Origin of the sequence: Burkholderia aenigmatica, assembly GCF_048627025.1 — a bacterium.
Classification (GTDB): domain Bacteria; phylum Pseudomonadota; class Gammaproteobacteria; order Burkholderiales; family Burkholderiaceae; genus Burkholderia; species Burkholderia aenigmatica.
Genome location: NZ_CP184468.1, coordinates 1233840 through 1258490 on the forward strand (window position 1 = coordinate 1233840; position 24651 = coordinate 1258490).

The 24651-nt window shown below is 66.8% G+C and carries 23 protein-coding genes and 4 tRNA genes; 17 read left to right on the top strand and 10 right to left on the bottom strand.

Going from position 1 to position 24651, the window contains the following annotated elements:
* Positions 1 to 28: 28 nt before the first annotated feature.
* From uvrC to ACN8ZM_RS05910, 7 genes are all read left to right on the top strand, one after another.
* The gene (gene uvrC / locus ACN8ZM_RS05880) at positions 29 to 2062 is read left to right on the top strand and encodes an excinuclease ABC subunit UvrC (protein WP_301769090.1); all 2034 of its coding nucleotides are present in this window, start codon (positions 29 to 31) and stop codon (positions 2060 to 2062) included.
* A gap of 90 nt (positions 2063 to 2152) precedes the next feature.
* Positions 2153 to 2740: a CDP-diacylglycerol--glycerol-3-phosphate 3-phosphatidyltransferase gene (pgsA, locus tag ACN8ZM_RS05885; RefSeq protein WP_011351424.1), complete on the top strand. Its 588-nt coding sequence runs from the start codon at positions 2153 to 2155 to the stop codon at positions 2738 to 2740.
* A 145-nt stretch (positions 2741 to 2885) separates the two neighbouring features.
* A tRNA-Gly gene (locus ACN8ZM_RS05890) sits at positions 2886 to 2961 on the top strand.
* Positions 2962 to 3013: 52 nt separating this feature from the next.
* A tRNA-Gly gene (locus ACN8ZM_RS05895) sits at positions 3014 to 3089 on the top strand.
* Positions 3090 to 3141: 52 nt separating this feature from the next.
* Positions 3142 to 3217 (top strand) — tRNA-Gly (locus tag ACN8ZM_RS05900).
* A 99-nt stretch (positions 3218 to 3316) separates the two neighbouring features.
* A tRNA-Cys gene (locus ACN8ZM_RS05905) sits at positions 3317 to 3390 on the top strand.
* Positions 3391 to 3720: 330 nt separating this feature from the next.
* Entirely contained in the window at positions 3721 to 4971 is a 1251-nt protein-coding gene (locus tag ACN8ZM_RS05910) for a DUF1835 domain-containing protein (protein WP_089450161.1), read from the top strand.
* A 346-nt stretch (positions 4972 to 5317) separates the two neighbouring features.
* Here ACN8ZM_RS05910 and ACN8ZM_RS05915 read toward each other — a convergent pair whose 3' ends face one another.
* Positions 5318 to 5866 carry a GNAT family N-acetyltransferase gene (locus tag ACN8ZM_RS05915; RefSeq protein WP_089450162.1) on the bottom strand — a complete coding sequence of 183 codons (549 nt, stop codon included), beginning with the start codon at positions 5864 to 5866 and terminating at the stop codon, positions 5318 to 5320.
* A 58-nt stretch (positions 5867 to 5924) separates the two neighbouring features.
* Positions 5925 to 6548: a helix-turn-helix domain-containing protein gene (locus tag ACN8ZM_RS05920; protein WP_420210747.1), complete on the bottom strand. Its 624-nt coding sequence runs from the start codon at positions 6546 to 6548 to the stop codon at positions 5925 to 5927.
* A 148-nt stretch (positions 6549 to 6696) separates the two neighbouring features.
* On the opposite strand from ACN8ZM_RS05920, the gene ACN8ZM_RS05925 reads away from it, so the two are divergent.
* A complete protein-coding gene (locus ACN8ZM_RS05925) occupies positions 6697 to 6933 on the top strand; it encodes a ParD-like family protein (RefSeq protein ID WP_043182015.1) in 237 nt (78 codons plus the stop codon).
* A complete protein-coding gene (map, locus tag ACN8ZM_RS05930) occupies positions 6933 to 7739 on the top strand; it encodes a type I methionyl aminopeptidase (RefSeq protein WP_043182017.1) in 807 nt (268 codons plus the stop codon). Before ACN8ZM_RS05925 ends, map begins: the two co-directional genes overlap by 1 nt.
* Positions 7740 to 7898: 159 nt before the next feature.
* Here map and ACN8ZM_RS05935 read toward each other — a convergent pair whose 3' ends face one another.
* Both ACN8ZM_RS05935 and ACN8ZM_RS05940 read right to left on the bottom strand, forming a co-directional pair.
* Positions 7899 to 8402: a GAF domain-containing protein gene (locus ACN8ZM_RS05935; protein ID WP_420210748.1), complete on the bottom strand. Its 504-nt coding sequence runs from the start codon at positions 8400 to 8402 to the stop codon at positions 7899 to 7901.
* 102 nt (positions 8403 to 8504) lie between these two features.
* A complete protein-coding gene (locus tag ACN8ZM_RS05940; protein WP_420210749.1) occupies positions 8505 to 9422 on the bottom strand; it encodes a LysR family transcriptional regulator in 918 nt (305 codons plus the stop codon).
* A gap of 109 nt (positions 9423 to 9531) precedes the next feature.
* On the opposite strand from ACN8ZM_RS05940, the gene ACN8ZM_RS05945 reads away from it, so the two are divergent.
* Together ACN8ZM_RS05945 and ACN8ZM_RS05950 are read left to right on the top strand one after the other, a co-directional pair.
* Positions 9532 to 10404: a pirin family protein gene (locus tag ACN8ZM_RS05945; protein WP_420210750.1), complete on the top strand. Its 873-nt coding sequence runs from the start codon at positions 9532 to 9534 to the stop codon at positions 10402 to 10404.
* A gap of 131 nt (positions 10405 to 10535) precedes the next feature.
* On the top strand, positions 10536 to 11027 hold the full coding sequence (locus ACN8ZM_RS05950) for a GNAT family N-acetyltransferase (protein WP_420210751.1): 492 nt from the start codon (positions 10536 to 10538) through the stop codon (positions 11025 to 11027).
* A gap of 22 nt (positions 11028 to 11049) precedes the next feature.
* Here ACN8ZM_RS05950 and ACN8ZM_RS05955 read toward each other — a convergent pair whose 3' ends face one another.
* The 3 genes from ACN8ZM_RS05955 to ACN8ZM_RS05965 are packed head-to-tail and all read right to left on the bottom strand — an operon-like array spanning position 11050 to position 13021.
* On the bottom strand, positions 11050 to 11919 hold the full coding sequence (locus tag ACN8ZM_RS05955; protein ID WP_043182025.1) for a cytochrome c oxidase assembly protein: 870 nt from the start codon (positions 11917 to 11919) through the stop codon (positions 11050 to 11052).
* Between the two features lie 10 nt (positions 11920 to 11929).
* Entirely contained in the window at positions 11930 to 12376 is a 447-nt protein-coding gene (locus ACN8ZM_RS05960; RefSeq protein WP_011351435.1) for a copper chaperone PCu(A)C, read from the bottom strand.
* Positions 12377 to 12388: 12 nt separating this feature from the next.
* Positions 12389 to 13021, bottom strand: coding sequence for an SCO family protein (locus ACN8ZM_RS05965; protein WP_043182027.1), 633 nt, complete (start codon positions 13019 to 13021; stop codon positions 12389 to 12391).
* Positions 13022 to 13300: 279 nt separating this feature from the next.
* On the opposite strand from ACN8ZM_RS05965, the gene otsB reads away from it, so the two are divergent.
* Both otsB and otsA read left to right on the top strand, forming a co-directional pair.
* A complete protein-coding gene (gene otsB, locus ACN8ZM_RS05970) occupies positions 13301 to 14053 on the top strand; it encodes a trehalose-phosphatase (protein ID WP_301769096.1) in 753 nt (250 codons plus the stop codon).
* Positions 14050 to 15429, top strand: a complete 1380-nt coding sequence (otsA, locus tag ACN8ZM_RS05975) for an alpha,alpha-trehalose-phosphate synthase (UDP-forming) (RefSeq protein WP_420210752.1) — start codon at positions 14050 to 14052, stop codon at positions 15427 to 15429. Before otsB ends, otsA begins: the two co-directional genes overlap by 4 nt.
* 77 nt (positions 15430 to 15506) lie before the next feature.
* On the opposite strand, the gene ACN8ZM_RS05980 is transcribed toward otsA, so the two are convergent.
* On the bottom strand, positions 15507 to 17336 hold the full coding sequence (locus ACN8ZM_RS05980; RefSeq protein ID WP_043182035.1) for an ABC transporter ATP-binding protein: 1830 nt from the start codon (positions 17334 to 17336) through the stop codon (positions 15507 to 15509).
* Between the two features lie 563 nt (positions 17337 to 17899).
* On the opposite strand from ACN8ZM_RS05980, the gene ACN8ZM_RS05985 reads away from it, so the two are divergent.
* From ACN8ZM_RS05985 to ACN8ZM_RS05995, 3 genes are all read left to right on the top strand, one after another.
* A complete protein-coding gene (locus tag ACN8ZM_RS05985) occupies positions 17900 to 18964 on the top strand; it encodes a glycosyltransferase family 4 protein (protein ID WP_043182037.1) in 1065 nt (354 codons plus the stop codon).
* Positions 18965 to 19201: 237 nt separating this feature from the next.
* A complete protein-coding gene (locus ACN8ZM_RS05990; RefSeq protein WP_043182039.1) occupies positions 19202 to 20008 on the top strand; it encodes a hypothetical protein in 807 nt (268 codons plus the stop codon).
* A 39-nt stretch (positions 20009 to 20047) separates the two neighbouring features.
* The gene (locus ACN8ZM_RS05995; protein WP_420210753.1) at positions 20048 to 20512 is read left to right on the top strand and encodes a DUF2214 family protein; all 465 of its coding nucleotides are present in this window, start codon (positions 20048 to 20050) and stop codon (positions 20510 to 20512) included.
* 230 nt (positions 20513 to 20742) lie between these two features.
* Here the strand turns inward: ACN8ZM_RS05995 and gudD are convergent, their stop codons facing one another.
* Complete coding sequence (gene gudD / locus ACN8ZM_RS06000) at positions 20743 to 22095, bottom strand: glucarate dehydratase (RefSeq protein ID WP_043182042.1); 1353 nt, start codon at positions 22093 to 22095, stop codon at positions 20743 to 20745.
* 358 nt (positions 22096 to 22453) lie between these two features.
* Here gudD and ACN8ZM_RS06005 point away from each other — a divergent pair, with 358 nt between their 5' ends.
* Positions 22454 to 23215, top strand: a complete 762-nt coding sequence (locus tag ACN8ZM_RS06005) for a FadR/GntR family transcriptional regulator (protein ID WP_089450172.1) — start codon at positions 22454 to 22456, stop codon at positions 23213 to 23215.
* A 138-nt stretch (positions 23216 to 23353) separates the two neighbouring features.
* On the opposite strand, the gene ACN8ZM_RS06010 is transcribed toward ACN8ZM_RS06005, so the two are convergent.
* The gene (locus tag ACN8ZM_RS06010; RefSeq protein WP_420210754.1) at positions 23354 to 24502 is read right to left on the bottom strand and encodes a branched-chain amino acid ABC transporter substrate-binding protein; all 1149 of its coding nucleotides are present in this window, start codon (positions 24500 to 24502) and stop codon (positions 23354 to 23356) included.
* Positions 24503 to 24651: the final 149 nt, after the last annotated feature.

Below are 24651 nucleotides of genomic sequence, written 5' to 3' on the forward strand. Positions count from 1 at the left end.
TCCGCGTTACAAGGCGCCCGGATCACGCATGACATCCCCTGAAGCTTCCGATACCCCGTTCGAACCGAAGAAGATCCTCGCGCAGCTGCCGCACATGCCCGGCGTCTATCGCTATTACGACACGGCGGGCGCCGTGCTCTATGTCGGCAAGGCACGCGATCTGAAGAAACGCGTATCGAGCTATTTCACGAAGACGCAGCTGTCGCCGCGCATCGCGATGATGGTCACGCGCATCGCGCGCATCGAGACGACCGTCACGCGGTCGGAGGCCGAGGCGCTGCTGCTCGAGAACAACCTGATCAAGGCGCTCGCGCCGCGCTACAACATCCTGTTTCGCGACGACAAGTCGTATCCGTACCTGAAGCTGACCGCGCACCGATTTCCGCGGATGGCCTACTACCGTGGCTCGGTCGACAAGCAGAACCAGTATTTCGGGCCGTTCCCGAGCGCCTGGGCCGTGCGCGAGAGCATCCAGATCCTGCAGCGCGTGTTCCAGTTGCGCACCTGCGAGGATTCGGTCTTCAACAACCGCACGCGGCCGTGTCTGCTGCACCAGATCGGGCGCTGCACGGCGCCGTGCGTCGGCGCGATCTCCGACGAGGATTACGCGATCGACGTGTCGAACGCCGCGCGCTTCCTGCTCGGCCGGCAGTCCGAAGTGATGAAGGAGCTCGAGCAGAAGATGCACGCGTTCGCGGCCGAGCTGAAATTCGAGCAGGCGGCGGCCGTGCGCAACCAGATGAGCTCGCTCGCGACGGTGCTGCACCAGCAGGCGATCGAGGTGGGCAGCGACAGCGACGTCGACATCCTGGCCGTCGTCGCGCAGGGCGGGCGCGTGTGCGTGAACCTCGCGATGGTGCGTGGCGGCCGGCATCTCGGCGACAAGGCGTATTTCCCGACGCACGTCGAAAGCGCGCTGACGCTCGCCGAGGGCGGTATCGGCGACGAGTCCGAGCTGGCGGAGGCGGCCGCCGCGGCCGTCGACGTATTGCCCGACCTGCCCGCGGAAGAACCCGGCCGCACGCGCGCCGACGCGGCGGCGTCGGTCGAGGCCGAGGTGCTCGACGCGTTCATCGCGCAGCACTATCTCGGCAATCGCGTGCCGCCGGTGCTCGTCGTGAGCCATGCGCCCGCGAGCCGCGACCTGCTCGAGTTGCTGTCCGAGCAGGCCGGCCACAAGGTGTCGCTGGTGCGGCAGCCGCAGGGGCAGCGGCGCGCGTGGCTGTCGATGGCCGAACAGAATGCGCAGATCGCGCTCATGCGACTGCTGTCCGAGCAGGGCTCGCAGCAGGCGCGCACGCGCGCGCTCGCGGAGACGCTCAGCTACGAATGCGACGATCTCGCCACGCTGCGGATCGAATGCTTCGACATCAGTCATACGATGGGCGAGGCGACGCAGGCGTCGTGCGTGGTCTACCACCATCACAAGATGCAGTCGGGCGAGTACCGCCGCTACAACATCACCGGGATCACGCCGGGCGACGACTACGCGGCGATGCGGCAGGTGCTCACGCGCCGCTACGAGAAGATGGTCGAGCAGGCCGCGCAGGCGGCTGCCGCCGACGATGCGGCCGGGATCGACGGCGAGTCGACGCGCCAGGCCGAGGCGTCGAGCCTGCTGCCGAACATCGTGCTGATCGACGGCGGCAAGGGTCAGGTCGAAATCGCGCGTCAGGTGTTCACCGAGCTCGGCCTCGATACGTCGATGCTGGTCGGCGTCGCGAAAGGCGAGGGGCGCAAGGTCGGCCTCGAGACGCTCGTGTTCGCGGACGGCCGCACGCCGCTCGAACTCGGCAAGGAAAGCGCGGCGCTGATGCTCGTCGCGCAGATCCGCGACGAGGCGCACCGCTTCGCGATCACCGGCATGCGCGCGAAACGCGCGAAGGCGCGCCAGACGTCGCGGCTCGAGGAGCTCGAGGGTGTCGGCGCGAAGCGCCGGCAGCGGCTGCTCGCGCGGTTCGGCGGGTTGCGCGGCGTGGTTGCCGCGAGCGTCGAGGAGCTCGCGAGCGTCGAGGGTATCTCGCACGCGCTCGCCGAGCAGATCTACAAGCAGCTTCACTGACGCGGCCGTGCGGCCGACTGCGTTGCCAGCGTTCTTGTGGCAGGCCGGTCGACACGGCACAATTGCGAATCCTTTACTGTCCCGCATGCCATGCCGTTCAATTTCCCGATTTTCCTGACGTGGGTACGGATCGTGCTGATCCCGCTCGTCGTCGGCGTGTTCTATCTGCCGGACACGGTGATGGGCGGCGCGCACCGCAATCTCGCGGCGGCGGCGATCTTCATACTCGCGGCGCTGACCGACTGGTTCGACGGCTATCTCGCCCGCAAGTGGAACCAGACGTCGTCGTTCGGCGCATTTCTCGATCCGGTGGCGGACAAGCTGATGGTGACGGCCGCGCTGCTGATCCTCGTGCAGATTTCGCGGGTCGACGCGGCGATCGCACTCGTGATCGTCGGCCGCGAGATTGCGATTTCGGCGCTGCGCGAGTGGATGGCACAGATCGGCGCGTCGAAGAGCGTCGCGGTGAACCAGCTCGGCAAGTTCAAGACCGCCTGCCAGATGGTCGCGATTCCGATGCTGTTGTTCTACGGGCCGCTGCCGCTCGGCGTCGCGACGATCGACACGCGCGTGTGGGGCGAATGGCTGATGTATCTCGCCGCGGTGCTGACGATCTGGTCGATGCTGTACTACATGAAGCTCGCATGGCCGCAAATTCGCGAGCGCGGGGGCGCGTGACCTGCGCCGCGGATTCGGCGGAGCAGGTTTTTTGGAAAAAGGGCTGGAAAAGCTCTTGACACACGAATGTGCCTTCGACATAATCTCGCTTCTCCGCTGCACGACGAAGTAAGTGCGTGACGGGGAAGCAGTAGCGCAGCAATACGCGGGAGTAGCTCAGTTGGTAGAGCGCAACCTTGCCAAGGTTGAGGTCGCGAGTTCGAGACTCGTCTCCCGCTCCAGATTTTTCTGGCAGCGTGTTGTACGGCGAAGCGCTGCAGATGCAGGACACATGCGGGAGTAGCTCAGTTGGTAGAGCGCAACCTTGCCAAGGTTGAGGTCGCGAGTTCGAGACTCGTCTCCCGCTCCAGATTTTATCTGGCAGCGTGTTGTACGGTAAAGCGCTGCAGATGCAGGACAATGCGGGAGTAGCTCAGTTGGTAGAGCGCAACCTTGCCAAGGTTGAGGTCGCGAGTTCGAGACTCGTCTCCCGCTCCAAGTAATGGGGAAGCCACGCTTCCCTTTTTATTTGATGGACCGATGGTCCTCGAATAAAAATCTGTCGCTTGCCTCACGGCATCCGGACAGTCCGCTTTTGGCGCGATAGCAAAGCGGTTATGCAGCGGCCTGCAAAGCCGTTTAGGCCGGTTCGACTCCGGCTCGCGCCTCCAGGTAGAACGAGATAAAGCCCCGCTTCGGCGGGGCTTTTCTTTTTTCTGCGTCACTTTCGTTCCACCCCGAAAGTCGCCGAGGCGGATCGCTTGCGCATGACGTTCGCCTTTTCTCCACGACGTAAAAATCAGTGATGTCGGGATGGACGCGGCGCGTGCAGTCGACTGGCCGCCGATGCGGCAAATTTTTGGGCGCGTGTGGTACAGTCGGCAGCGGCGTAACACCACGCCTCCACTCCGCGGAAAGGGTTCACACCCAGGTCGAGCATCTCACCGCATGTTCATGCGACTCCTAGCCGATAAGCGGATACGGCTGCCTTTGGAGATCGTATGCCTCAAGATCCTCGCGCCACGGCGCAAAACGGTCACATCGACCTCGTTCGGCAGCGCAAGCGTGCCAAGCAACTTCTCAAGCAACTCCAGGCGGGAATTCCGGTTGCCGGACCGGGCGAGAACCTGCGCCGAGCGGCGTCCCCCGTGCTTGCCGACGCCCAATGGCTGATCGCGCGCGAACTGGGATTTGCCAGCTGGCCGAAACTCAAGTCGCATGTGGACGCCGTCGAGTTCGCCGCACGGCATCCGGAATTTGCCGCCAATGACACGGCAGATACCCAGCATTGGCGTTGCGGCAACGACATCGCGCATAGTCTGCGCGTAGCCGGGTTTCGTGGGGAATTCCACGTGTTCGCCGATCCGTACTGCATGGGCCCGGTTCCCAGGCTGGAGCCGGAGGCGTTCATCGACACGCGTTGCGAATTCATCAGCCAGTGTTTCGACATCCCGCTGCCGGCGGTTCGACAGCGCGCGGCGACCGAGTACGGCGCGTTGTCGAAGCTGTCGCGGGCCACGCATGCCGTACTCTGGTGCGAAGCGGATGCGTACGATCAGCTCTTCCTGATCGCCGTTCTTGCAAACATGACGCGACGGCCGGAATCGTTGGAACTGGTCGAGATCGACAGCGTGCCGGGCGTCGATCGTTTCGTCGGCCTGGGGCAACTGGCGCCGCAGGTGCTCGCATGGCTATGGCCGCGTCGGCGTGAACTGACCGACGACGCGTTCTCGCTTGCACGCGAGGCCTGGGACGCCTATCGCGATGCGACGCCGCTTGCTTGGGCGGCGCTTTGCAGGGAGGCGAGTCCCAGCCTTCCGCTGCTGGCCCCGGCACTGAGGCGCCAGTTGCAGGAGTTGCCGTCGGTGCGTGATGGCCTCGGTCTGACGGAAAGACTTGCGCTGGAGATCGTTCGCGACGGTGACGGGCTTGCCTGGTCGCAGGTGTTTGCCGAGTTGAACCTGCGTCGCGATCCGCTGCCGTTCCTGGGTGACGCGATGTTCTACGCGATGATGCGCCCGCTGGTCGAAGGCGCCTGTCCGCTGATCAAGGTGCATGACGAACTGCCCGAGCGAGAAAAGTGCATCGTTGGCCTGACCCCGCTTGGCGAGCAGGTGCTGCAAGGAAACGCGTATTGGCAGGATCACTGCGACGTGCCGCGCTGGGTGGGCGGCACGCAAATACTGCCGCGCAGCACCCATTGGGCTTTGGATGACAACTTCACACCTGTGCTGCGCCATCGTTTTGATTGAGCAGGGGCAATCGACTGATCGCGGTTCGCGATAGCCATGTCCGACCGGCTGCAATCACCTCATCGCGGATGCGGAAAGTTTTCTCTAAGCGAGCGCGAGTGGCGTTGATCGGGTTGCGTCGGTGCATATGTTCGACGTCGCTAGCCATGAAGCGGTGTTGGCCCGCAAAGCCTTGTGCGGGTGGGCGCCTCCAACTCGCGCTCCCGAAAAAAAGCCCCGCTTTGGCGGGGCTTTTTCGTCTCACGCGCCGGCCCTGACACGGGCAGGGTCGGAAGGGCGTGCAATTCTCCCGAATGCTTTTTCCGCCATGAGGTGGGCCGATGCGCGAAGAGCGTGACGATGCCGCTCAACCATCCACCGGCTGCGTCGGCGTGTCGAGCGTCAACTGATAGAACGCCGCGTCGAGCCACCGACCGAACTTGAATCCCGCCTGCGTGACCGTGCCCGAGTGCACGAATCCGAGCTTCGTATGCAGTGCGACGCTCCCGGCATTGGTTGCATCGATGCAGCCGACCACCACGTGCACCTGCGCTTCGCGCGCGCGCCGGACCACTTCGCGCAGCAGCACCTCGCCAAGCCCGCGGCCGCGCTGGTCGCGATGCACGTACACGCTGTGTTCGACCGTGTATTTGAAGGCGGGAAACGCGCGGAACGTGCCCCAGCTTGCGAAGCCAAGCAGCGTGCCCGACGCGTCGACCGCGCCGATGACCGGGAAGCCGCCCGCACGCTTCGCCGCGAACCACGCGACCATCGCTTCCGGCGGGCGCGGCTTGTAGTCGTACAGCGCGGTCGAGGTCGCGATCGCGTCGTTCAGGATCTCGAGGATGGCCGGCGCGTGCTCGGCCTCGCTGCAATCGATCAGGCGCACGTCGTCGCGCTGTTTCGGGGAATTCATAGAGGCTCCTGTGGGCAGTAATGGAGTCGCGCGCACGGCGGTTGCGACGACGCGTTCATCAGGGATTCCGCACGCCGGCGGCGGCAGACGCATCGCAGATCACGACGACATAGCGCGCGGCCTGCGACGACGGATTGCTGAAAATCAGCGGCTGGTCGAGCCGCATGGCCAGACAGTCGCCTGCGTGGAGTTCGTGAAGCGCGTCGCCGAACGTGACGTCGACGCGGCCGCTGATGACCCACACCTGCTGATGCAGCGCGCTTTCGCGCCCGCCGCTGTCGTACGCGACGCGCGCACCGGGCGGGAAATCCACCTCGACGAGCTGGATCGGTGACGGCCAGCCGGCCGGGGAGAGGTTGCGGCGCACATAGCCGGACGCCGGATCCCGCCATTCGCCCTGCTGCGCGCGGCGTACCAACGGTTGCGCGGGCGTGTCGTCCTGATCGCCGTCGAACAGCCCGGCCAGCGACACGCCGAGCCCGGCCGCGAGCTTGTCGAGCACGACAGCCGTCGGGCTGGCCGATGCGCGTTCGATGAGCGAGATCATCGAACGGCTGACGCCGGAGCGCGCGGCCAGCGCATCGAGCGTGTAGCCTCGCACGGTGCGCAGGTCGCGCACGCGCCGGGCGATGCGTTCGTTGATGCCGGTGTCGTCGGCAACGGCGGTGGCTGATTCTTTCATGATGGATTTATTTTCCAGCAAACTGGAATTTACTGTCAACGGGGTGGGTGGCTGTCGGCCAACGTCTCGACGGAGTCCGAATGGCTTGCCCGGCGGTCGGGCGAGGCGTAATATACGAATCGACTATGTTTCGTTTAATTGGGGATATATGGGCATCATCAAGATTTCCGAGCACATGCACGAGCGGCTGCGCTCGACCAGCACGGCGCTGAGCCGCTCGATCAACGCGCAGGCCGAACACTGGCTGCGCGTCGGGATGCTCTCGGAACTCAATCCGGCGCTGTCCTATGGCGACATCTGCCGGATGCTGATCGAGGCCGAGGCGCGGGGCGGCGAGGCGGGGCCGGCGGAACCGGTCGAGCACGGCATCGAGCAGGTGGCGTAATGGCGAAGCGAGAAATCCCGATCCGCGGCGCCGCGGAAATCGCCAAGTCGCGCGAAGCCGCGAAGCTCGCGTCGCAGGTGCTGGAAATGCTCACCGAGCATGTGAAGCCGGGCGTCACGACCGACGATCTCGACGTGCTGTGCCGCAACTACATCGTCGACGTGCTCGGCGCGATCCCGGCCAACATCGGCTATCACGGCTATCCGAAAACCGTGTGCGCGTCGGTCAACCACGTCGTGTGCCACGGCATCCCGTCGTCGCGGCCGCTGCGCGACGGCGACATCGTGAACCTCGACATCGCGGTGATCAAGGACGGCTGGTTCGGCGATACGAGCCGCATGTATTTCGCCGGCGAACCGAACGAGCTCGCGCGGCGGCTCGTTGCGACGACCTATGAGGCGATGCACGCGGGCATTCGCGCGGTGCGTCCGGGCGCAACGCTCGGCGACGTCGGCTACGCGATCCAGCAGGTCGCGCATCGCGAAGGATTCAGCGTGGTTCGCGAGTATTGCGGGCACGGCATCGGCGATGTCTATCACGACGAGCCGCAGGTGCTTCATTACGGCCGCCCGGGCACCGGCGTGCCGCTCCGGCCGGGGATGATCTTCACGATCGAGCCGATGCTCAACGCGGGCAAGCGCGACACGCGCATGCTGGCGGACGGCTGGACGGTCGTCACGAAGGACCATTCGCTGTCGGCGCAATGGGAGCACATGGTCGTCGTGACGGAAACGGGCTTCGAGGTGCTGACCGAGGACGCGAAGCCGCAGGCGTTCCCGGCGCTGTCCGGCACGCACGCCGCCTGACGCCGGCCGGGCACCGCGAAGAGCGGTGCAGCGGCTCAGCGAAACGGGCCCCTTTGCGGGGCCCGTTTCGTTTTGGTTTTTGTCCGAGGTCGCGCGGCGCGATTCACGCGCGAACGCTGCGACCGGCTGCTCGGTGGACGAGTGCGGCCTGGCCGCGGCTCAACCGCGCGCCTTTTGCCATGCGGATTCGACGAACACGCGGCACAGTGCTTCCATCCCCTGGCGGTCTTCGTCGTCGAAGCGCGCGGCAACCGGGCTGTCGACGTCCCACACGCCGATCAGCGTGCCGTCGCCGGCCACCAGCGGCACGACGATTTCGGATTCCGATGCCGCGTCGCATGCGATATGGCCGGGGAAGTCATGCACGTCGCGCACGACCTGCGTTTCGCGCGTCTGCGCGGCCGTGCCGCATACGCCCTTGCCGAGTGCGATCCGCACGCAGGCGGGCTTGCCCTGGAACGGCCCGACCACGAGTTCCGTTCCGTCGAAGAAGTAGAAGCCGGCCCAGTTGAGACGGTCGAGCGAGTGATAAACGAGTGCGGCGAAGTTGGCCGCGTTCGCGGTCAGGTCGTGTTCGGACTCGACGAGCGCGCGCGCCTGCTCGACGAGCGTCGCGTAGTGATCGGCCTTGGAGGCGTGGGTGTCGTTGGACAGCGTGAACATGGCGGGAAAGCGGTCAGGGTTGTGGAATGCGCGATGCGCGTACCGCAGTCTACGACACGCGCGCCCGGTTTGCAGCGCATGGTCACGTGTGACGCGGCGCGCTCAATCGGGTTCGAGTTCGGCAAACCGTTCCGCCAGAAAGTCGAGCAGCGCGCGCACCGCGGGCAGCAACCCCCGGCGCGACGCGAACACCGCATGGACGATCTCGCGGCGCGGCGCCCAGTCAGGCAGCATGGTCGTCAGCTCGCCGCGCGCAACCTCATCGCGCACCATCATCGTCGGCAACTGCACGACGCCGACACCTGCGACGGCCGCCGCGCGGAGCGCGAGCATGCCGCCCGTCACGAAGCGCGGCTGGTGATGGATTTCCGCGTGAGCGCCGTCGGGCCCGCGCAGCCGCCACACGTGCGCGGACTGCGGAACGCCGTGATCGAGGCTGGGCAGCCGTGCGAGATCGGCGGGAACGGCCGGTGCACCATGCTCGCGCAGCAGCGCGGGGCTCGCGACGAGGCACTGGCCGCGCTCGGCCAGCACGCGCAGCGCGAGATCGCTGTCTTCGAGCGGCGGCGGGCGTACGCGGATCGCGACGTCGATCCCTTCGCCGACCACGTCGACGCGCCGGTTGGTCGCTTCCAGATGAATTTCGACGCGCGGGCACGCGATCATGAACGCGGCGATCATCGTGCCGACCAGCGAATCGAGCAGCACGATCGGGCAACTGACGCGCACGATGCCGCGCGGCTCCTCGTGCAGCAGCGCGATCGTCTCGTCGGCCGCATCGGCCTCGACGAGCATCGCGCGGCAATGTGCGTAATAGGTCTGACCGACGTCGGTGACCGTGAAGCGGCGCGTCGAGCGCTGGATCAGCCGCATCCCGAGCCGCGCCTCGAGCAGCGCGATGCGGCGGCTCAGCTTCGATTTCGGCATGTCCAGCGCCCGCCCGGCCGGTGCGAAGCCGCCGTGTTCGACGACCTGCACGAAGTAATAGAGATCGTTCAGATCCCGCGCTTTATCGTTCATGAAATGGAACGCTGAGTGCGATTTTGGCAGTCTACCGGATCGATCGTTCCACCACTATATTTCTACCCAGGATGCGAAACACGTGTTTCGCCGCAATTCGGAGAAGGCAATGAAGAAGATCCAGGGTGTGTACAGTGCGCCGCGCGGCCATTGGGTCGGCGACGGTTTCCCGGTGCGTTCGATGTTCAGCTACCAGTCTCACGGCGCGCACCTGAGCCCGTTCCTGCTGCTCGATTACGCCGGACCGGCCACGTTCGAGCCGGGTTCGCCCTCGACGCCGCGCGGTGTCGGCCAGCACCCGCACCGCGGGTTCGAGACGGTGACGATCGTCTATGACGGCGAGGTCGCGCACCGCGACTCGACCGGCGCAGGCGGCGTGATCGGCCCGGGCGACGTGCAGTGGATGACGGCCGCGAGCGGGATCCTGCACGAGGAATTCCACTCGGAAGGGTTCACGAAGAGCGGCGGCCCGCTCGAAATGGTGCAGCTGTGGGTGAACCTGCCCGCCGCGGACAAGATGGGGGCGCCCGGCTACCAGACGCTGCTGAACGCCGACATCCCCTTGGTCGAGCTGCCGGACGGCGCGGGGCATGCGCGGATCATCGCGGGTGAACTCGACGGACGGCGCGGCCCGGCCCGCACGCATACGCCGATCGACGTGTGGGACGTGCGGCTCGTGGGTGGCGGCCATGCGCGCTTCCCGGTCGCCGAAGGGCGCACGCTCGCGGTGGTCGTGCTGAGCGGTACCTTGCAGGTGAACGGTGAGACGGTTGCCCGCGAAGCGCAGTTCGTGCAGCTCGGCCGCGACGGCAGCGACGTCGAGATCGAAGCGAACGGCGACGCGAAGCTGCTGATCCTGAGCGGCGAACCGATCGACGAACCCGTCGTCGGTTACGGGCCGTTCGTGATGAACTCGCAAGCGGAGATTCGCACCGCGATCGAGGATTTCAACAGCGGCCGTTTCGGCCAGATGCCGGCATGACGGACAGGCCCCGCGCAATGCGGGGCTTTTTTTTCGCGCGCGGGCAGTCGGTCGCGCGGTGAGTGCGCTTCGAGGCATAATCGACGATTGCCGCGCGCCGGCCGGCGCGCCCGAATCAGAAAGAACCGACCATGAACGCATCTGCATCCGCCGCATCCCCAAGCGCCGCCGATCTCGACTGGCGCTGGAAATCCTTCGACGCACTGACGGCGCGCGAAGTCTATTCGATCCTCGAAGCACGCAGCGCGGTGTTCGTCGTCGAGCAGAACTGCGTGTATCGCGACATCGACGACGTGGACCAAGCCGCATGGCACCTGGCCGCCTTCGATCCGGCCGGTCGCCTGGCTGGCTATCTGCGTGTGCTGCTGCCCGATGCGCAGAACACCGACGTACGCATCGGTCGCGTGCTGACGACCGCCGCCTTTCGCGGCGCGGGCCTCGGCAACGGGCTGCTGTCGCGCGCGCTCGAACATATCCGCGCGCAGTGGCCGGATACGCCGGTGAGCCTGCATGCGCAGGCCCACTTGCAGCGTTTCTATGGGGCATTCGGCTTCACGCCGAGTTCGGACGTGCACGACGAGGACGGCATCCCGCACGTGTGGATGAGCAGCGCGCGCGCGTAATGCGCCACGCGCCGCGCAGCTGTCAGGGCGCGGCGTGTGCGACCGATGGCCGGTCCGTGCGCTGCGCGGCCCGTTCGCCGATCAGGCGGCCGCGGGCGGACAGCCGCAGCCAGTGCCGCAGCGCGATCAGCGCGCCGATCACGCTCATCATCGAGCCGGGAATCCACAGCAGCAGGCCGCCGATCTGCTGATCGCGCAGCGGGCTCAACCACGTGAACGCGCGGCCGCAGATCGAATAGATCGGATACAGCTCGTGCGGCGTGAAGAAGATCAGCGCACCGAGCGCGATCTGCGGCGGGATCGCCGCGACGACGATCAGGATCCGGCGGCCCGGCGACAGCCGTGCGGGCGGCGCGGGACGCGGATCGACGACGAGCCACCAGAACAGCAGCCCGTCGATCACCATGCTCCAGTTCATCACGCGATAGAGACGCCAGTCGAGCATCGCGATGAAGTGGATCGGCGACAGCAGCCAGAAATAGATCAGCCCGACGAACAGCACGACCGCGACGACGGGATGGAACACCACGTCGAGCGTCGCACGGACGGGCGCCCACGCGAGCGCGGGGCGCACGAAACGCTGCCGCCAGCGAAACGGGATGCCCGCGCGAATCGCCGCGCCCGGATAGGACAGCGCGATGAAGAACGGCCCGAGGTGGTGCAGCACGAGGTGCTGCGCGCGGTGCAGGAAGAACTCGTGCTCGAAGAAATAGTCGAGCCGCGTATGCAGCGCGATGTAGAGCGCCGTCAGCCCGAACCAGAACGAGAACTGCCGCAGCGGCGACACCTTCGCCTTCTTCACGCCGCGCGCGAACAGCACGGCAGCGGTCAGCACCGCGATCACCACGGTGGGCGACGGTTCCCACGGATCGAGCCAGTACAGGACGTTCATCGCGCGCGCATCACTTTGCCTGGGCCGGCGACTTCACGGCGAACGGCGCATCGACCGTTTCGCCGTCGGAGAATTTCAGGCGCAGGTGCACGGTGTCGCCCGGCTTGATCGCGTGCTTCGGCTCCTCCAGCATGAAGTGGTAGCCGCCCGGTGCGATGTCGACCTTGCCGCGCGCGGGGATCGTCAGCTTGTCGACCATTTCCATCTTCTGCGTCGAGCCGTTCGAGACGGTCTGGTGCAGCATCGCCATGCCGTAGTCGGGGCTGTCGACGTCGACGAGATCGACCGGCTTGTCGCTCGTGTTCACGAGCGTCACGTAGCCGCCGGCGGGCAGCTTGTTCGGCAGCCAGCGCACCCATGCGTTCTGCGCGGTGATCGCGCCGGCGGCATACGCGTGGGCGCCGGCGCATAGCGCGGCGAGGAGGGCGAGCGTCTTGAGTGTCGTTTTCGTTTTCATGTCGGGATGAATTCAGGTCGTGGAGGCGGTGTCGATGATCCGGCGCACATCGGCGGCGATGGCGTCGGGCGAGTCGCGGTCGGTCGCAAGCAGGCGCGCGCGGCCGCTCGCGTCGAAGATGTAGACGGCCGAGCTGTGCGTGACTTCGTAGCCGCCGGACGGATCGCGCTTTTCCATCTGATACGCGACGCGATAACGCTTCGCGAGCGATTCGATCTGGCGGTCGGTGCCGGTCAGGCCGCGCGCATGCGCGGCGTCGAACGCGGCGACATACGATTGCATCGCCTGCGGCGTGTCGCGCGCAGGGTCGACCGACACGAACAGGATGCGCACGTCGTTTGCCTGCGGGCCGAGCTTCGCCAGCACTTCCATCAGCCGCGCCATCGTTTCGGGGCAGACATCGGGGCAGTGCGTGTAGCCGAAGTAGACGAGTGCGACCTGGCCGTGGAACGCATCGGCGTCGACGGGATGGCCGTCGCCGCCCGTCAGCGTGAACGACAGGTCGGGCAGGTGGCCGGTGACGTTGGTCAGGTTCCAGCGCGGCTCGTCGTGCGTGCACGCGGCGAGCGCCACGGCGGCGGCAAGGGCCGCGGCCGTGCGGATGAAGCGGGAGAAGCGCCGGGGCGCAGTGCGGGCAGACGACATCCTGGGGCTCGATCGGACGAAATGGTGGCCGTGACGCGGCGCCATGCGTCGCGCGGCAGGCGGTTGCGACTGTAGCGCAATTCGCGCGCCCGCGTCCTTTCGAAACCCGTAAGCTGCGGGCGAGCGGGGCAATATGTCGCAGTTGACGCGGGCGGCGGCGCGAGGCCGGCAATGCACCGGTTTCGCCCATCTCGATGCGCAGGCGCGGTAAGATGCGCACAATTCCATTCGCGCAGCGGCGGCCCGCGTTTGCCGGCCGGCCCTCAGACTATCGAATCGATGCAATCCGTTCCGGCTTCCCTGTCCCTGACCGATACCGCGTTCTTCTTCGACTTCGACGGCACGCTCGTCGAACTGGCACCGACGCCCGACAGCATTCATGTTCCGCCGTCGCTGCTGACGATGCTCGACGAGCTGCGGCGTCGCTCGCACGGCGCGGTCGCGATCGTGTCCGGGCGCGGCATCGACAACCTCGACACGTTCCTGAAGATGCCCGGCCTGCCGATCGCCGGCCTGCACGGCGCGGAGCGCCGCGATGCGAACGGCGACACGCAGCGCATCGGCTTCAACGACGAACGCCTGCTGCGCATCGAGCGCGAGCTGGCGGCCGTCGTCGACCGTCATCCGGGCATGCTGCTCGAAATCAAGGGCGCGGCCGTCGCGCTGCACTACCGCAACGCGCCCGAGCGCGAGGCGGCGGCGCGCGCGGCCACCGAGCGCCTCGCCGCCGACTATGCCGATGCGTATGTCCTGCAACCCGGCAAGATGGTGTTCGAGATCAAGCCGAAGGGCGTCGACAAGGGGCGCGCGCTCGCCGCGTTCCTCGACGAGCCGCCGTTCGCGGGCCGCTTGCCGCTGTTCGCGGGCGACGACCTGACCGACGAGAAGGGTTTCGCGGTGGTCAACGCGCGCGGCGGGGTGTCGATCAAGGTCGGCGCGGGCGAGACGTCCGCCCGTACGCGGCTCGATTCGGTCGACGCGCTGCATGAGCAGATCGCGCGCTGGCTCGGTGCGGGGCAGCCGGACGCATGAGTCGCCTCATCATCGTTTCAAACCGCGTCGCGCCGATTTCGGAAGGCGAACCGGCGGCGGGCGGTCTCGCGATCGGTGTCTACGATGCGCTGAAGGAGACGGGCGGCATGTGGTTCGGCTGGAGCGGCGAAGTCGTCGCTGCCGGCGCGCCGCAGATTCGTGTCGAGGAACACGGGCCGGTCACGTTTGCGACCATCGGCCTGTCGCGGCGCGATTACGACCAGTATTACCGCGGCTTCTCGAACGCGACGCTGTGGCCCGCGTTTCACTACCGCACCGACCTGATCCAGTACGACCGTCACGAGTTCGAGGGCTATAGCCGCGTGAACGTGTGGCTCGCCCAGCAGCTCGTGCCGCTGCTGCAGGATGACGACGTGATCTGGGTGCACGACTATCACCTGATCCCGTTCGCGCGCGCCCTGCGCGCGGCCGGCGTGAAGAACCGCATCGGCTTCTTCCTGCACATCCCGTTTCCCGCCGCGCAGGTGCTCGTCAACGTGCCGCCGCACCGGGCGCTCGTCGAGTCGCTGTGCGCGTTCGACCTGCTCGGCTTCCAGACCGACCCCGACCTGCGCGCGTTCTGCGACTACGTCGAATCCGAAGCCGACGGCGTGATCGAGCGCGACGGCCGCCTGGCGACGGTGTGCGCATTCGGCCGGACGCTGCGCGCGGCCGCCTATCCGATCGGCGTGCATCCGGACGAGATCGCGTCGCTCGCGAAGGCCGGCGAGCACGGCAAGGCGGTGCGCACGCTCGCAGCATCGCTGCGCGGCCGCAAGCTGATCATGAGCGTCGACCGGCTCGATTACTCGAAGGGGCTCGTCGAGCGCTTCCGCGCGTTCGAGAAGCTGCTCGAGCACGAGCCGTCGCATCGCAATCGCGTGTCATTCCTGCAGATCGCACCGTCGACCCGCGCGGAACTGCGCGCGTACCAGGACATCCGCCTGCAGCTCGAAGGGGAGTCGGGGCGCATCAACGGGCGCTTCGCCGAGCTCGACTGGGCGCCGATCCTCTATATCCATCGCCAGTACGACCGCCAGTTGCTCGCGGCGCTGTACCGGCTCGCGCGGGTCGGCTACGTGACGCCGCTGCGCGACGGGATGAACCTCGTCGCGAAGGAGTACGTATCCGCGCAGGATCCGGACGATCCGGGCGTACTCGTGCTGTCGCGCTTCGCGGGCGCCGCGCGCGAGCTGACGGGGGCGTTGATCGTCAATCCGATCGATATCGACGGAATGGCCGATGCGTTGTCACAGGCGCTGACGATGCCGCTCGCCGAGCGGCGCGCGCGTTATACGGACATGATCGCGCAGCTTCGCGAGAACAACGTGTCGGTGTGGCGCGACAACTTCCTGCGCGACCTGCAGCACGTGTAACCGGCGGGTCCCCGTGCAATGAAAAAAGCCGCAGTGCGCGAAGCACTGCGGCTTTTTTGTCGGCCATGACCGGTGCGTCAGGCCACGCGTTCGCCGGGCGGCGTGCTGCCGTCGGGGGCGTGATGGCGGCCGTGCTGTTTCGCGAGCAGGTCGCGGTACAGGCCCGGGCGGTTGCGCAGCACGTCGGGCGGGCCGTCGTCGATGACCTTGCCGTTGTTCATCACGATGATCCGGTCGAAGTTGCGCAGCGTCGACAGGCGGTGCGCGATCGCGATCACCGTGCGGCCGACCATCAGGCGGTCGAGCGCGCTCTGGATCGCTTCCTCGGAGGCGCTGTCGAGCGCGGACGTCGCTTCGTCGAGCAGCAGGATCGGGGCGTTCTTCAGGATCGCGCGCGCGATCGCGATGCGCTGGCGCTGGCCGCCCGACAGCTTGACGCCGCGGTCGCCGACGATCGTGTCATAGCCTTCCGGCATCGCTTCGATGAATTCCGCACAGCGCGCGTCGCGCGCGGCCGCGAGCACTTCGTCGCGGGTCGCCTCGGGGCGGCCGTACGCGATGTTGTCGTAGATCGTCCGGTGCAGCAGCGAGATGTCCTGCGGCACGAGCGCGATCGCGTGGCGCAGGCTGTCCTGCGTGATCGTCTTCACGTCCTGGCCGTCGACCTGCACGACGCCGTCCTGCGTGTCGTAGAAGCGTTGCAGCAGCGCGAGCACGGTCGATTTGCCGGCGCCCGACTTGCCGATCAGGCCGACGCGCTGGCCCGGCTCGATATGGAGGTCGAAGTGGTCGAGGATCGCGCGGCGGTGCGGATACGCGAACGTCACGCGTTCGAAGTCGACGCGGCCGCCCTTGGCTGACAGCGGCTGCGCATCGGAGCGGTCCGGCATCCCGTGCGGCTCGAGCAGCGTCTTGACGGCTTCCGACAGGCGCGCGACGTGCTGCGTGACGTCGACCAGCGCGACCGCGAGATCGCGCGTGCCGTGCAGGATCGTGAAGCCGAGCGAGCTGACGAGCACGATGTCGCCCGACGTCGCGCGGCCCTGGTCCCACAGCCACAGCGCCCAGCCGAGCAGGCCGGCGGACAGCATCGCGGTGATCACCGCGTGCAGCAGGCGCAGCTTTTCGAGATAGAGCAGGCTCTGCTGGCGCGCATCCATCTCGGCCTTGACCGTTGCGCCGAAGCGTTTCTGTTCGCGCAGCGTCATCCCGAACGCACGCACGAGGCCCATGTTGCCGATCACGTCGACGAGTTCGCCGTCGACCGCCGCGGCCTTCGCCGCGAACGCATGGTGGCGGGCCGAGCCGCGCCCGGCGAGCTTGAACAGGATGACGGAAAGCACGGCCGAACAGCCGAGCAGGCCGGCGGCCATCAGCGGATTGACGACGATGATCATCAGGATCGCACCCATCACCGCGATGCACGGCGGCAGCACGTTCCACGCCATCGTGTTCTCCGACGTGTAGACCGCGTTCGACGTGGCCGTGATGCGGCTTGCGAGCGTGCCCGGCTGCTTTTCGGAGTAGTAGGTCGGCGAATGGCCGATCAGGTACTGGAACAGGTCGCGCCGCAGGTCGCCGGTGACCGCGACGAATGTATGCGCGGCGACCCAGCCGCCGACGCGCCACAGCAGGTTGTCGGCCGCGATCAGCCCGACGAGCAGCGCGAATGCACTCCACAGCGGGCCGGGGTGATGACGCCCGGTTGCCAGCACGTCGATCAGGTGCTTGATCGCGTACTGCGAGCCGAGCGCGCAGCCGACGGCGGCCAGCACGCTGCAGAGCACGATGAGGTGGGCGACGGGATGAAGGCGAATGTAGCGGAACAGGAACGCGATCGGCCGGTGCGCGTAGCTCGACAGCTTCGCGTTGTGGGCGTTGCGCTGGGCAGGGGTGAGAGATTCCAAAATATGCGTGCGGTGATTCGGTGAGTGAGCGTGGCGGCTGGATCGCAGGCCGGCGTTCGCCCGGACTGAATAATCCGGCATTGTAAACAAGGCCGCGTGTCGCGCTGCGCGAATCTTGCCTTGGCCAGGGGCTCGCGATCGATTTTGAGATAAAATCCGGCATCCCGTCCTGCCTCATGTGCCGGAATCACGCTGCCGGCAGTCACGGGTGCAAGGAACGCCAAAAGGGCCTTCCACTCTAGAACGGACACCCAAGTCCGCGGGTTGCAAAGTGTTGCACCTTTGTAACAAAGTAAAGTGTTTGAAATGTTGTGCGCCGTATCAGGATTAACCCTAGATAATCGGCTCCGGGTTCGATTCCAGGTTTTTTACGAACCCCTGTCAACGGGTCTTCGTTTCAAACGTTCTATGCCTGTCGCGTCGCCGACGCTCCTTGAGCAGCGCGGGTTCGACGCCCCCGGCAGGCTGATTCGTCCGATCTTCGGACGAAATGCATCCAGCCCGGACCGCCGGCAGGTTGCCGACCCATACCTGGTTTTTAGCCGATTTTTTAGGAGTTACGCATGCGAATCGCCCAAATCGCTCCGTTGCACGAAGCGGTGCCCCCGAAACTGTACGGTGGTACCGAGCGAGTGGTGTCCTACCTCACCGAAGCACTCGTCGAGATGGGGCATGACGTCACGCTGTTCGCGAGCGGCGATTCGCAAACTTCCGCGAAGCTCGAAGCGTGCTGGCCGCAGGCGCTGCGCCTCGACCCGACGATCCGCGACGTGATGGCCCCGCACATGCTGCTCCTCGAGCAGGTGCGCCGCCGCGCGGAAGAGTTCGATGTCCTGCACTGCCACATCGACTATTACCCGTTCTCGCTGTTCTCGCGCCAGCCGGTCCCGCATCTGACGACGATGCATGGCCGTCTCGACCTGCCGGAACTGCAGCCGATCTTCAACGCGTTCAGCGACGTGCCGGTCGTGTCGATCTCCGACAACCAGCGCATCCCGCTGCAGCAGGCGAACTGGCTGTCGACCGTCTATCACGGCCTGCCGGAAAACCTGCTGACGCCGATCCCGAACGTGAAGCCGAGCTATCTCGCGTTCCTGGGCCGCATCTCGCCGGAGAAGCGCGTCGACACGGCGATCCGCATCGCCGAGCAGGCTGGCCTGCCGATCAAGATCGCCGCGAAGCTCGACAAGGCTGACCGCGCGTACTACGAAGAGAAGATCAAGCCGCTGTTCGCGCTGCCGCACGTCGAGTACATCGGCGAAATCAGCGAGTCCGAAAAGACCGAATTCCTGGGCAACGCGCACGCGCTGCTGTTCCCGATCGACTGGCCGGAGCCCTTTGGCCTGGTGATGATCGAGGCGATGGCCTGCGGTACGCCGGTGATCGCGTTCAAGCGCGGCTCGGTGCCGGAAGTGATCGACAACGGCGTGTCGGGCTTCGTCGTCGAAGACGAACTGTCGGCCGTCGCGGCGCTCAAGCGCCTCGATACGCTGCCGCGCGAGAAGGTTCGCGCTGCGTTCGAAGCCCGCTTCTCGTCGAAGGTGATGGCGCAGAACTACGTCAAGGGCTACGAGGAACTGCTGCGCCAGAAGCGCCGCACGGTGCTCCGCGAAGTCAACGCAGGCTGATTGCGGGCCGCCGCCGCGCTGCGGCGCGCGGCTTGCCATCGACGCCCCGTCCGGGTTTCCGGCGGGGCGTTGTCACATCCGCGGCGCGGATCTGTTGTATTCTCGCCGCGCCCGACGCCGCGAACGGCCCCCGAAGTAGCCCGGCATGCCATCCGTCCGTCTGTCCAGACGGTAATGTCCCTATAATGGCCGTGCCGTGAAATCCGGCCCCGCACGAATATCCAGAGGAGAGCAGTCTTGGCGAGAACGAAATCCACGCGCGCAGCGCCGGCCCCCGGCGCCGGTGTGATCTTCGCGTTGCGTGCGATCGGTCTCGTGCTGCTCGCGCGCTGGCTGTTCTCGATGTCCCAGATGGGCTATCGCTCGTCGCTGTCGGCGATGGTGTCGTCGCCCTGGGCGTTCGTCTACCTCCTGCTGATCTTCCTGCTGCTCGCGCTGCCGGGCGCCGTCGCGCGCGCCGAACGGCCGTTTCATCCGCTGCCGCAGTGGCTGCGCCAGGCGCTGCGCGTATTCGCGCTGATCGGTTTCCTGTTTGCCGTCTGGTCGATCGGCATGTTCGTCTGGATGGACGGCTGGCGCCTCGCGCTGCATGCGGTGACGGCGACCAATGGCTGGCTCGTCGCCGCACCGGCGCTGTATGCGGCGATCGTCTGGATCTGCCGCCCGCGGCCGCTGTGGCGGACCAACGTGGCCGCCCGCCGCTTCGCGGTCGGCCGTTATGCGATTTCGCTCGACGTGCTGACGCGTACCACGATCGTCTGGATGGAAAGCCGCAAGGTCGGCCAGTACGATGCGCGCGAACTGACGGTGCGCTGGCCCGGCCGGGCGGCGCCTCCCGCAGGCGAGGGTGCAACGGACGGGCAACCGGCCGTCGTGCCGCCGCGCCGCGGCAGCCTGTTCAATCGACCGAAAGTCGAACTGCTGTGGGATTCGCCGGCGGCCGTCGGCCATAACCGGCAGATCGTCATGCGCGCGCCGCTCGCGACCGAAGGCGACCGCGTCGCGGTGCTCGCGCTCGACGCCGCGCTCAAGCAGATCGTCTGACAAGTCCCGCGCACGGCGTGCGGGCGACAAGGAGGCGTGATGATCGTCCGTTGGTTGCTGGCTGCCGTTCACCTGAGTGCGTTCGGCGTCGCGTTTGCCGCGATCGCGGGGCGCAACCGCGCGTTGCGCCGGCTCATCGCGTCGGCGCAGGCGGCCGACTTGCCCGGTGTATTCAAGGCGGATGCTGCGTGGGGACTGTCGGCGCTGGTGCTGATCGTGACGGGCCTGATGCGCGCGTTCGGCGGTTTCGAGAAAGGCGCCGCGTACTACCTGCACGAACCACTCTTTCATCTGAAGATGACCGCGCTCGTGCTGATCCTGCTGCTCGAGGTCGTGCCGATGCTCGGGTTGATCCGGTGGCGCGTCGCCGCGCGGCAGCAGCAGATGCCCGATCTCGGCCGTGCGCGCACCTATGTGCGGATCGGCCATTGGCAGGCGGTGCTCGTGATCGTCATCGTGTTCGCCGCGTCGGGGATGGCGCGGGGGATTGGGGCGGCCGGCTAGGTCTGGCCGGGTAGGTGCGGTCGGCTAGGTCCGGCCGGGTAAGTACGACCAGGCAGGTATGGCCTGGGCGAAGCCGGCCAGACCCGCCATCGCTACTGCCACCCTCATCCGGATCCCGTTCGACGCGCGCAGCGTCTTTCCCCAGGCACTTACCAGCCCGGCCGCAGGCCGCATCGCTTCTCTCGATTCCGACTCGACCGGGCGATCCTGCCGCCCGGTCCGTCCCGTGCTCAGCGCGCGAGGCAGGGGCGCTTGTTGTTGAAGGTCCACCCCGGAATCAGGTATTGCATCGCTGCCGCGTCGTCGCGGGCACCAAGCCCGTGCTGCTGGTACAGCTCGTGCGCGACCGCGACGGCATCCATGTCGATATCGATGCCGAGCCCCGGCCGCTTCGGCACGTCCACCATCCCGTTCTCGATCTTCAGCGGCTCGCGCGTCAACCGCTCGCCGTCCTGCCAGATCCAGTGCGTGTCGATCGCGGTAACCTGACCCGGCGCAGCGGCCGCGACATGCGTGAACATCGCGAGCGACACGTCGAAGTGGTTGTTCGAATGCGAGCCCCAGGTGAGGCCCCAGTCGCGGCACATCTGCGCGACACGCACCGAACCCTGCATCGTCCAGAAGTGCGGATCGGCGAGCGGGATGTCGACCGCCTGCAACTGCACCGCGTGACCCATTTGCCGCCAGTCGGTCGCAATCATGTTGGTGGCCGTCGGCAGCCCCGTCGCGCGGCGGAATTCGGCCATCACCTCGCGGCCCGAATAGCCGTTCTCCGCGCCGCACGGATCTTCCGCGTACGCGAGCACGTGATGCTGATCGCGGCACAGCCGCACGGCCTCGTCGAGTGACCACGCGCCGTTCGGGTCGAGCGTCACGCGCGCGTCCGGGAAGCGCTCGGCGAGCGCCGTCACCGCCTCGATCTCGCTCGCGCCTTCGAATACGCCGCCCTTCAGCTTGAAGTCGTTGAAGCCGTAGCGCGCATGCGCGGCCTCGGCGAGCCGCACGACCGCCTCGGGCGTCAGCGCGGCTTCGTCGCGCACGCGCGTCCAGTCGTCGGTCGCGCCGCGGCCGTCGCGATAGGGGAGCGCGGTCTTCGTGCGGTCGCCGATGTAGAACAGATAGCCGAGCATTTCGACGCGCTCGCGCTGCTGGCCTTCGCCGAGCAGCGCGGCGACCGGTACGCCGAGATGCTGGCCGAGCAGGTCGAGCAGCGCCGCTTCGAGCGCGGTGACCGCGTGGATCGTCGTGCGCAGGTCGAAGGTCTGCAGCCCGCGGCCGCTTGCGTCGCGGTCGGCGAAAGTGCGCCGCACGTCGTTGAGCACCGCGTGGTAATTGCCGACCGGCTGGCCGACGACGAGCGCGCGCGCATCGTCGAGCGTGCGGCGGATGCTTTCGCCGCCGGGCACTTCGCCGACGCCGGTCCGGCCCGCGCTGTCCTTCAGGATCACGAGGTTGCGAGTGAAGAACGGGCCATGTGCACCGCTCAGGTTGAGCAGCATGCTGTCGTGGCCGGCGACCGGAATCGCTTGCAGGTCGACGATGCGCGGCGTGTCGTGGGAAGGCGAGGCAGTGACGGCGTTCATGGGCGGCGATGGCAAAAGGGTGGGCAATGCCGTGCGGCAAAAGCTTTGCCGCGCGCGGCGGGAGGTGCGATCATTCGACAACCGACGTGCGCGGCGCGCAAGGCCCGCAAGTCGACGCAACCCGGAGCGGGGTGGGAGCGACAACCGAGCCAGTGCAGCGCAGAACGCGAACGCTGGCCGATCGTAAAGCATGGGACCGGGCGGCGCTGGAATGCGCGCTTGAGTCGACAGGAGATCCGTGCTTCGATCATCAGTCGTCGGATGACTTGTGACGCAGTATAATGAATCATCGGCTTTCGCTCAAACCCCGCGTAAACCCTCGGCTCACATTACGATCATTCAAAAAGGAACCGGCCTCATGTCCGTGCCTACGCTTCCCGCAGCGCCGCGCCGTCGCGCACGCAGCCTCGCACAAGATGTCGTCGACGCGCTGACCGCGCAGATCGAAAACGGCACGCTGCGTCCTGGCGACAAGCTGCCGACCGAAACCGAAGTCATGGCGGCGCAGGGCGTGAGCCGCACGGTCGTGCGCGAGGCGATCTCGCGGATGCAGGCAAGCGGCCTCGTCGAGACGCGCCACGGCATCGGCAGCTTCGTGCTGGAGCCGTCGCGCCGCCAGACGCTCGGCATCGACCCGGCGACGATCACGACGCTGCGCGACGTGCTCGCGGTGCTGGAGCTGCGTATCAGCCTCGAGAGCGAATGCGCGAGCCTCGCCGCGCAGCGCGCGAACGATACCGACCTCGCCGCGCTGCGGCGCGCGCTCGACGCGATCGCGACGGGGGCGGGCGGTGGCCGCGACACGGCGCAGCTCGATTTCCAGTTCCACCTGCAGATCGCGCAATCCACCGGCAACCGCTATTTCGTCGACATCATGACGCAGCTCGGCACGTCGATCATCCCGCGCACGCGCGTGAATTCGGCCCGCTTTGCCGGCGACGATCTCGAACGGTATGTCGGCCGGCTGAACCACGAGCACGAGGATATCTACGAGGCCATCGCGCGCCACGACCCGGAGGCGGCCCGCGCCGCGATGCGCACGCACCTCACCAACAGCCGCGAGCGGCTGCGCCGCGCGCACGAGGCGGCCGAAGCCGAGCGCGACACGCAGGCCAGCTGACGCGTCGGGCGGCGCGGCTCGCGTTGCCGCCGGCCCGGTCGATTCACGTCAACATCAGTTGTCATACGAGATCGGATCTCGCTTCATCGATCGCCGGAGCCGGCCGGCGTTTCCGCCGCCGGCCGCCGGCACCGCCGATCAGCCTCCCTTCGTCGTGATCGTCTTCCACGCACCGCTCTTCACCTGATACAGCGTCGACATCCCGCTCTTCAGCGAGCCGTCGCTCGCGAACGAGATGCGGCCGGTGACGCCTTCGAAGTCGATCTTCTTCAGCGCCGGGCGATAGACCTTCGGGTCGGTCGAGCCGGCCGCCTGCATTGCCTTGATCGCCGCCCAGGCCGCGTCGTAGCCGAACTGCGCGTACGACAGCACGTCGACGCCGAAGCGCTTCTTGAAGCGCTGTTCGAAATCCTTCCCTTGCGGCAGCTCATCGAGCGGCCGGCCGTATTCCCACGCCATCGCGCCTTCGGCGGCCGGGCCCGCGATCTTGATGAACTCGTTGTCCTTCACGCCGCCGCCGCCGACGAACTGCGCATTCAGCCCGAGCTGGCGCATCTGCTTGATGAAGTTCGCGGCGAGCGAATCGAGGCCGCCGAAGAAGATCAGATCGGGGTTCTTGCCCTTCAGGCTCGTGATCTGCGCGCGGAAGTCGACCGCCTGGTTGCTGGTGAACTCGCGGCCGATGATGTTCCCGCCGGCGGCCTTCACCGCCTTCTCGAACTCGTCGGCCTCGCCCTGGCCGAACGCGGTGCGGTCGTCGATGATCGCGATGCGCTTCGCCTTCGTCACGTCGACCGCGTACTTGCCCGCGTTGCCGGCGTTCTGGCCGTCGGTCGCGATCACCATGAACATGTTCGCGAGCCCGCGCGCGGTGAGCGTCGGGTTGGTCGCGGCCGGATCGATCACCGGGATGCCGGCCTTGTCGTAGACGACCGAGGCCGGAATCGTCGTCCCCGAGTTGAAGTGGCCGACCACGACCGACACGTTCTGGTCGACGAGCGCCTGCGCGGCCTGCACGCCGATGCGCGGGTCGGCCTGGTCGTCCTGCACGACGAGGTTGAAGTGCGCGGGCTTGCCGGCGATCTGCACCTTCTGCGCGGCGGCATCGTCGAGCGCAAGCTGCACGCCGTTCTGCAGATCCTTGCCGTAGCCGGCGTTCACGCCCGTGAGCGGCGCGGCGAAACCGACCTTCACGTCGGTCGTATCGGCGGCCTGGGCGGCCTGTTGCGAGAGGAGGGCAAGCGCGGATGCAATCGACACCGACAGCAGGGAATGACGGAATTTCATGTTGTTCCTCTTGTTCGACACCTGCGAGTGAGTACCGCACGCGCCCGGGCGGGCCGAACGTGTGCGACGGGCGGGCGGTTCGACCGCTTCTCGGAATCGGGCGGGGAGGTCGGCATCGTGATCCTCGGAAGCATCTCCCGTCAGGCTCC

Bases quoted from the DNA above. Each gene is read 5' to 3' on its own strand.
- ACN8ZM_RS06005 (WP_089450172.1), top strand. From the start codon at position 22,454: ATGTCCGTGCCTACGCTTCCCGCAGCGCCGCGCCGTCGCGCACGCAGC.
- uvrC (WP_301769090.1), top strand. From the start codon at position 29: ATGACATCCCCTGAAGCTTCCGATACCCCGTTCGAACCGAAGAAGATC.
- ACN8ZM_RS05945 (WP_420210750.1), top strand. From the start codon at position 9,532: ATGAAGAAGATCCAGGGTGTGTACAGTGCGCCGCGCGGCCATTGGGTC.
- ACN8ZM_RS05960 (WP_011351435.1), bottom strand. From the start codon at position 12,376: ATGAAAACGAAAACGACACTCAAGACGCTCGCCCTCCTCGCCGCGCTA.
- otsB (WP_301769096.1), top strand. From the start codon at position 13,301: ATGCAATCCGTTCCGGCTTCCCTGTCCCTGACCGATACCGCGTTCTTC.
- map (WP_043182017.1), top strand. From the start codon at position 6,933: ATGGCGAAGCGAGAAATCCCGATCCGCGGCGCCGCGGAAATCGCCAAG.
- ACN8ZM_RS05985 (WP_043182037.1), top strand. From the start codon at position 17,900: ATGCGAATCGCCCAAATCGCTCCGTTGCACGAAGCGGTGCCCCCGAAA.
- ACN8ZM_RS05950 (WP_420210751.1), top strand. From the start codon at position 10,536: ATGAACGCATCTGCATCCGCCGCATCCCCAAGCGCCGCCGATCTCGAC.
- gudD (WP_043182042.1), bottom strand. From the start codon at position 22,095: ATGAACGCCGTCACTGCCTCGCCTTCCCACGACACGCCGCGCATCGTC.
- otsA (WP_420210752.1), top strand. From the start codon at position 14,050: ATGAGTCGCCTCATCATCGTTTCAAACCGCGTCGCGCCGATTTCGGAA.
- ACN8ZM_RS05955 (WP_043182025.1), bottom strand. From the start codon at position 11,919: ATGAACGTCCTGTACTGGCTCGATCCGTGGGAACCGTCGCCCACCGTG.
- pgsA (WP_011351424.1), top strand. From the start codon at position 2,153: ATGCCGTTCAATTTCCCGATTTTCCTGACGTGGGTACGGATCGTGCTG.
- ACN8ZM_RS05925 (WP_043182015.1), top strand. From the start codon at position 6,697: ATGGGCATCATCAAGATTTCCGAGCACATGCACGAGCGGCTGCGCTCG.
- ACN8ZM_RS05965 (WP_043182027.1), bottom strand. From the start codon at position 13,021: ATGTCGTCTGCCCGCACTGCGCCCCGGCGCTTCTCCCGCTTCATCCGC.
- ACN8ZM_RS05915 (WP_089450162.1), bottom strand. From the start codon at position 5,866: ATGAATTCCCCGAAACAGCGCGACGACGTGCGCCTGATCGATTGCAGC.
- ACN8ZM_RS06010 (WP_420210754.1), bottom strand. From the start codon at position 24,502: ATGAAATTCCGTCATTCCCTGCTGTCGGTGTCGATTGCATCCGCGCTT.
- ACN8ZM_RS05920 (WP_420210747.1), bottom strand. From the start codon at position 6,548: ATGAAAGAATCAGCCACCGCCGTTGCCGACGACACCGGCATCAACGAA.
- ACN8ZM_RS05935 (WP_420210748.1), bottom strand. From the start codon at position 8,402: ATGTTCACGCTGTCCAACGACACCCACGCCTCCAAGGCCGATCACTAC.
- ACN8ZM_RS05940 (WP_420210749.1), bottom strand. From the start codon at position 9,422: ATGAACGATAAAGCGCGGGATCTGAACGATCTCTATTACTTCGTGCAG.
- ACN8ZM_RS05910 (WP_089450161.1), top strand. From the start codon at position 3,721: ATGCCTCAAGATCCTCGCGCCACGGCGCAAAACGGTCACATCGACCTC.
- ACN8ZM_RS05995 (WP_420210753.1), top strand. From the start codon at position 20,048: ATGATCGTCCGTTGGTTGCTGGCTGCCGTTCACCTGAGTGCGTTCGGC.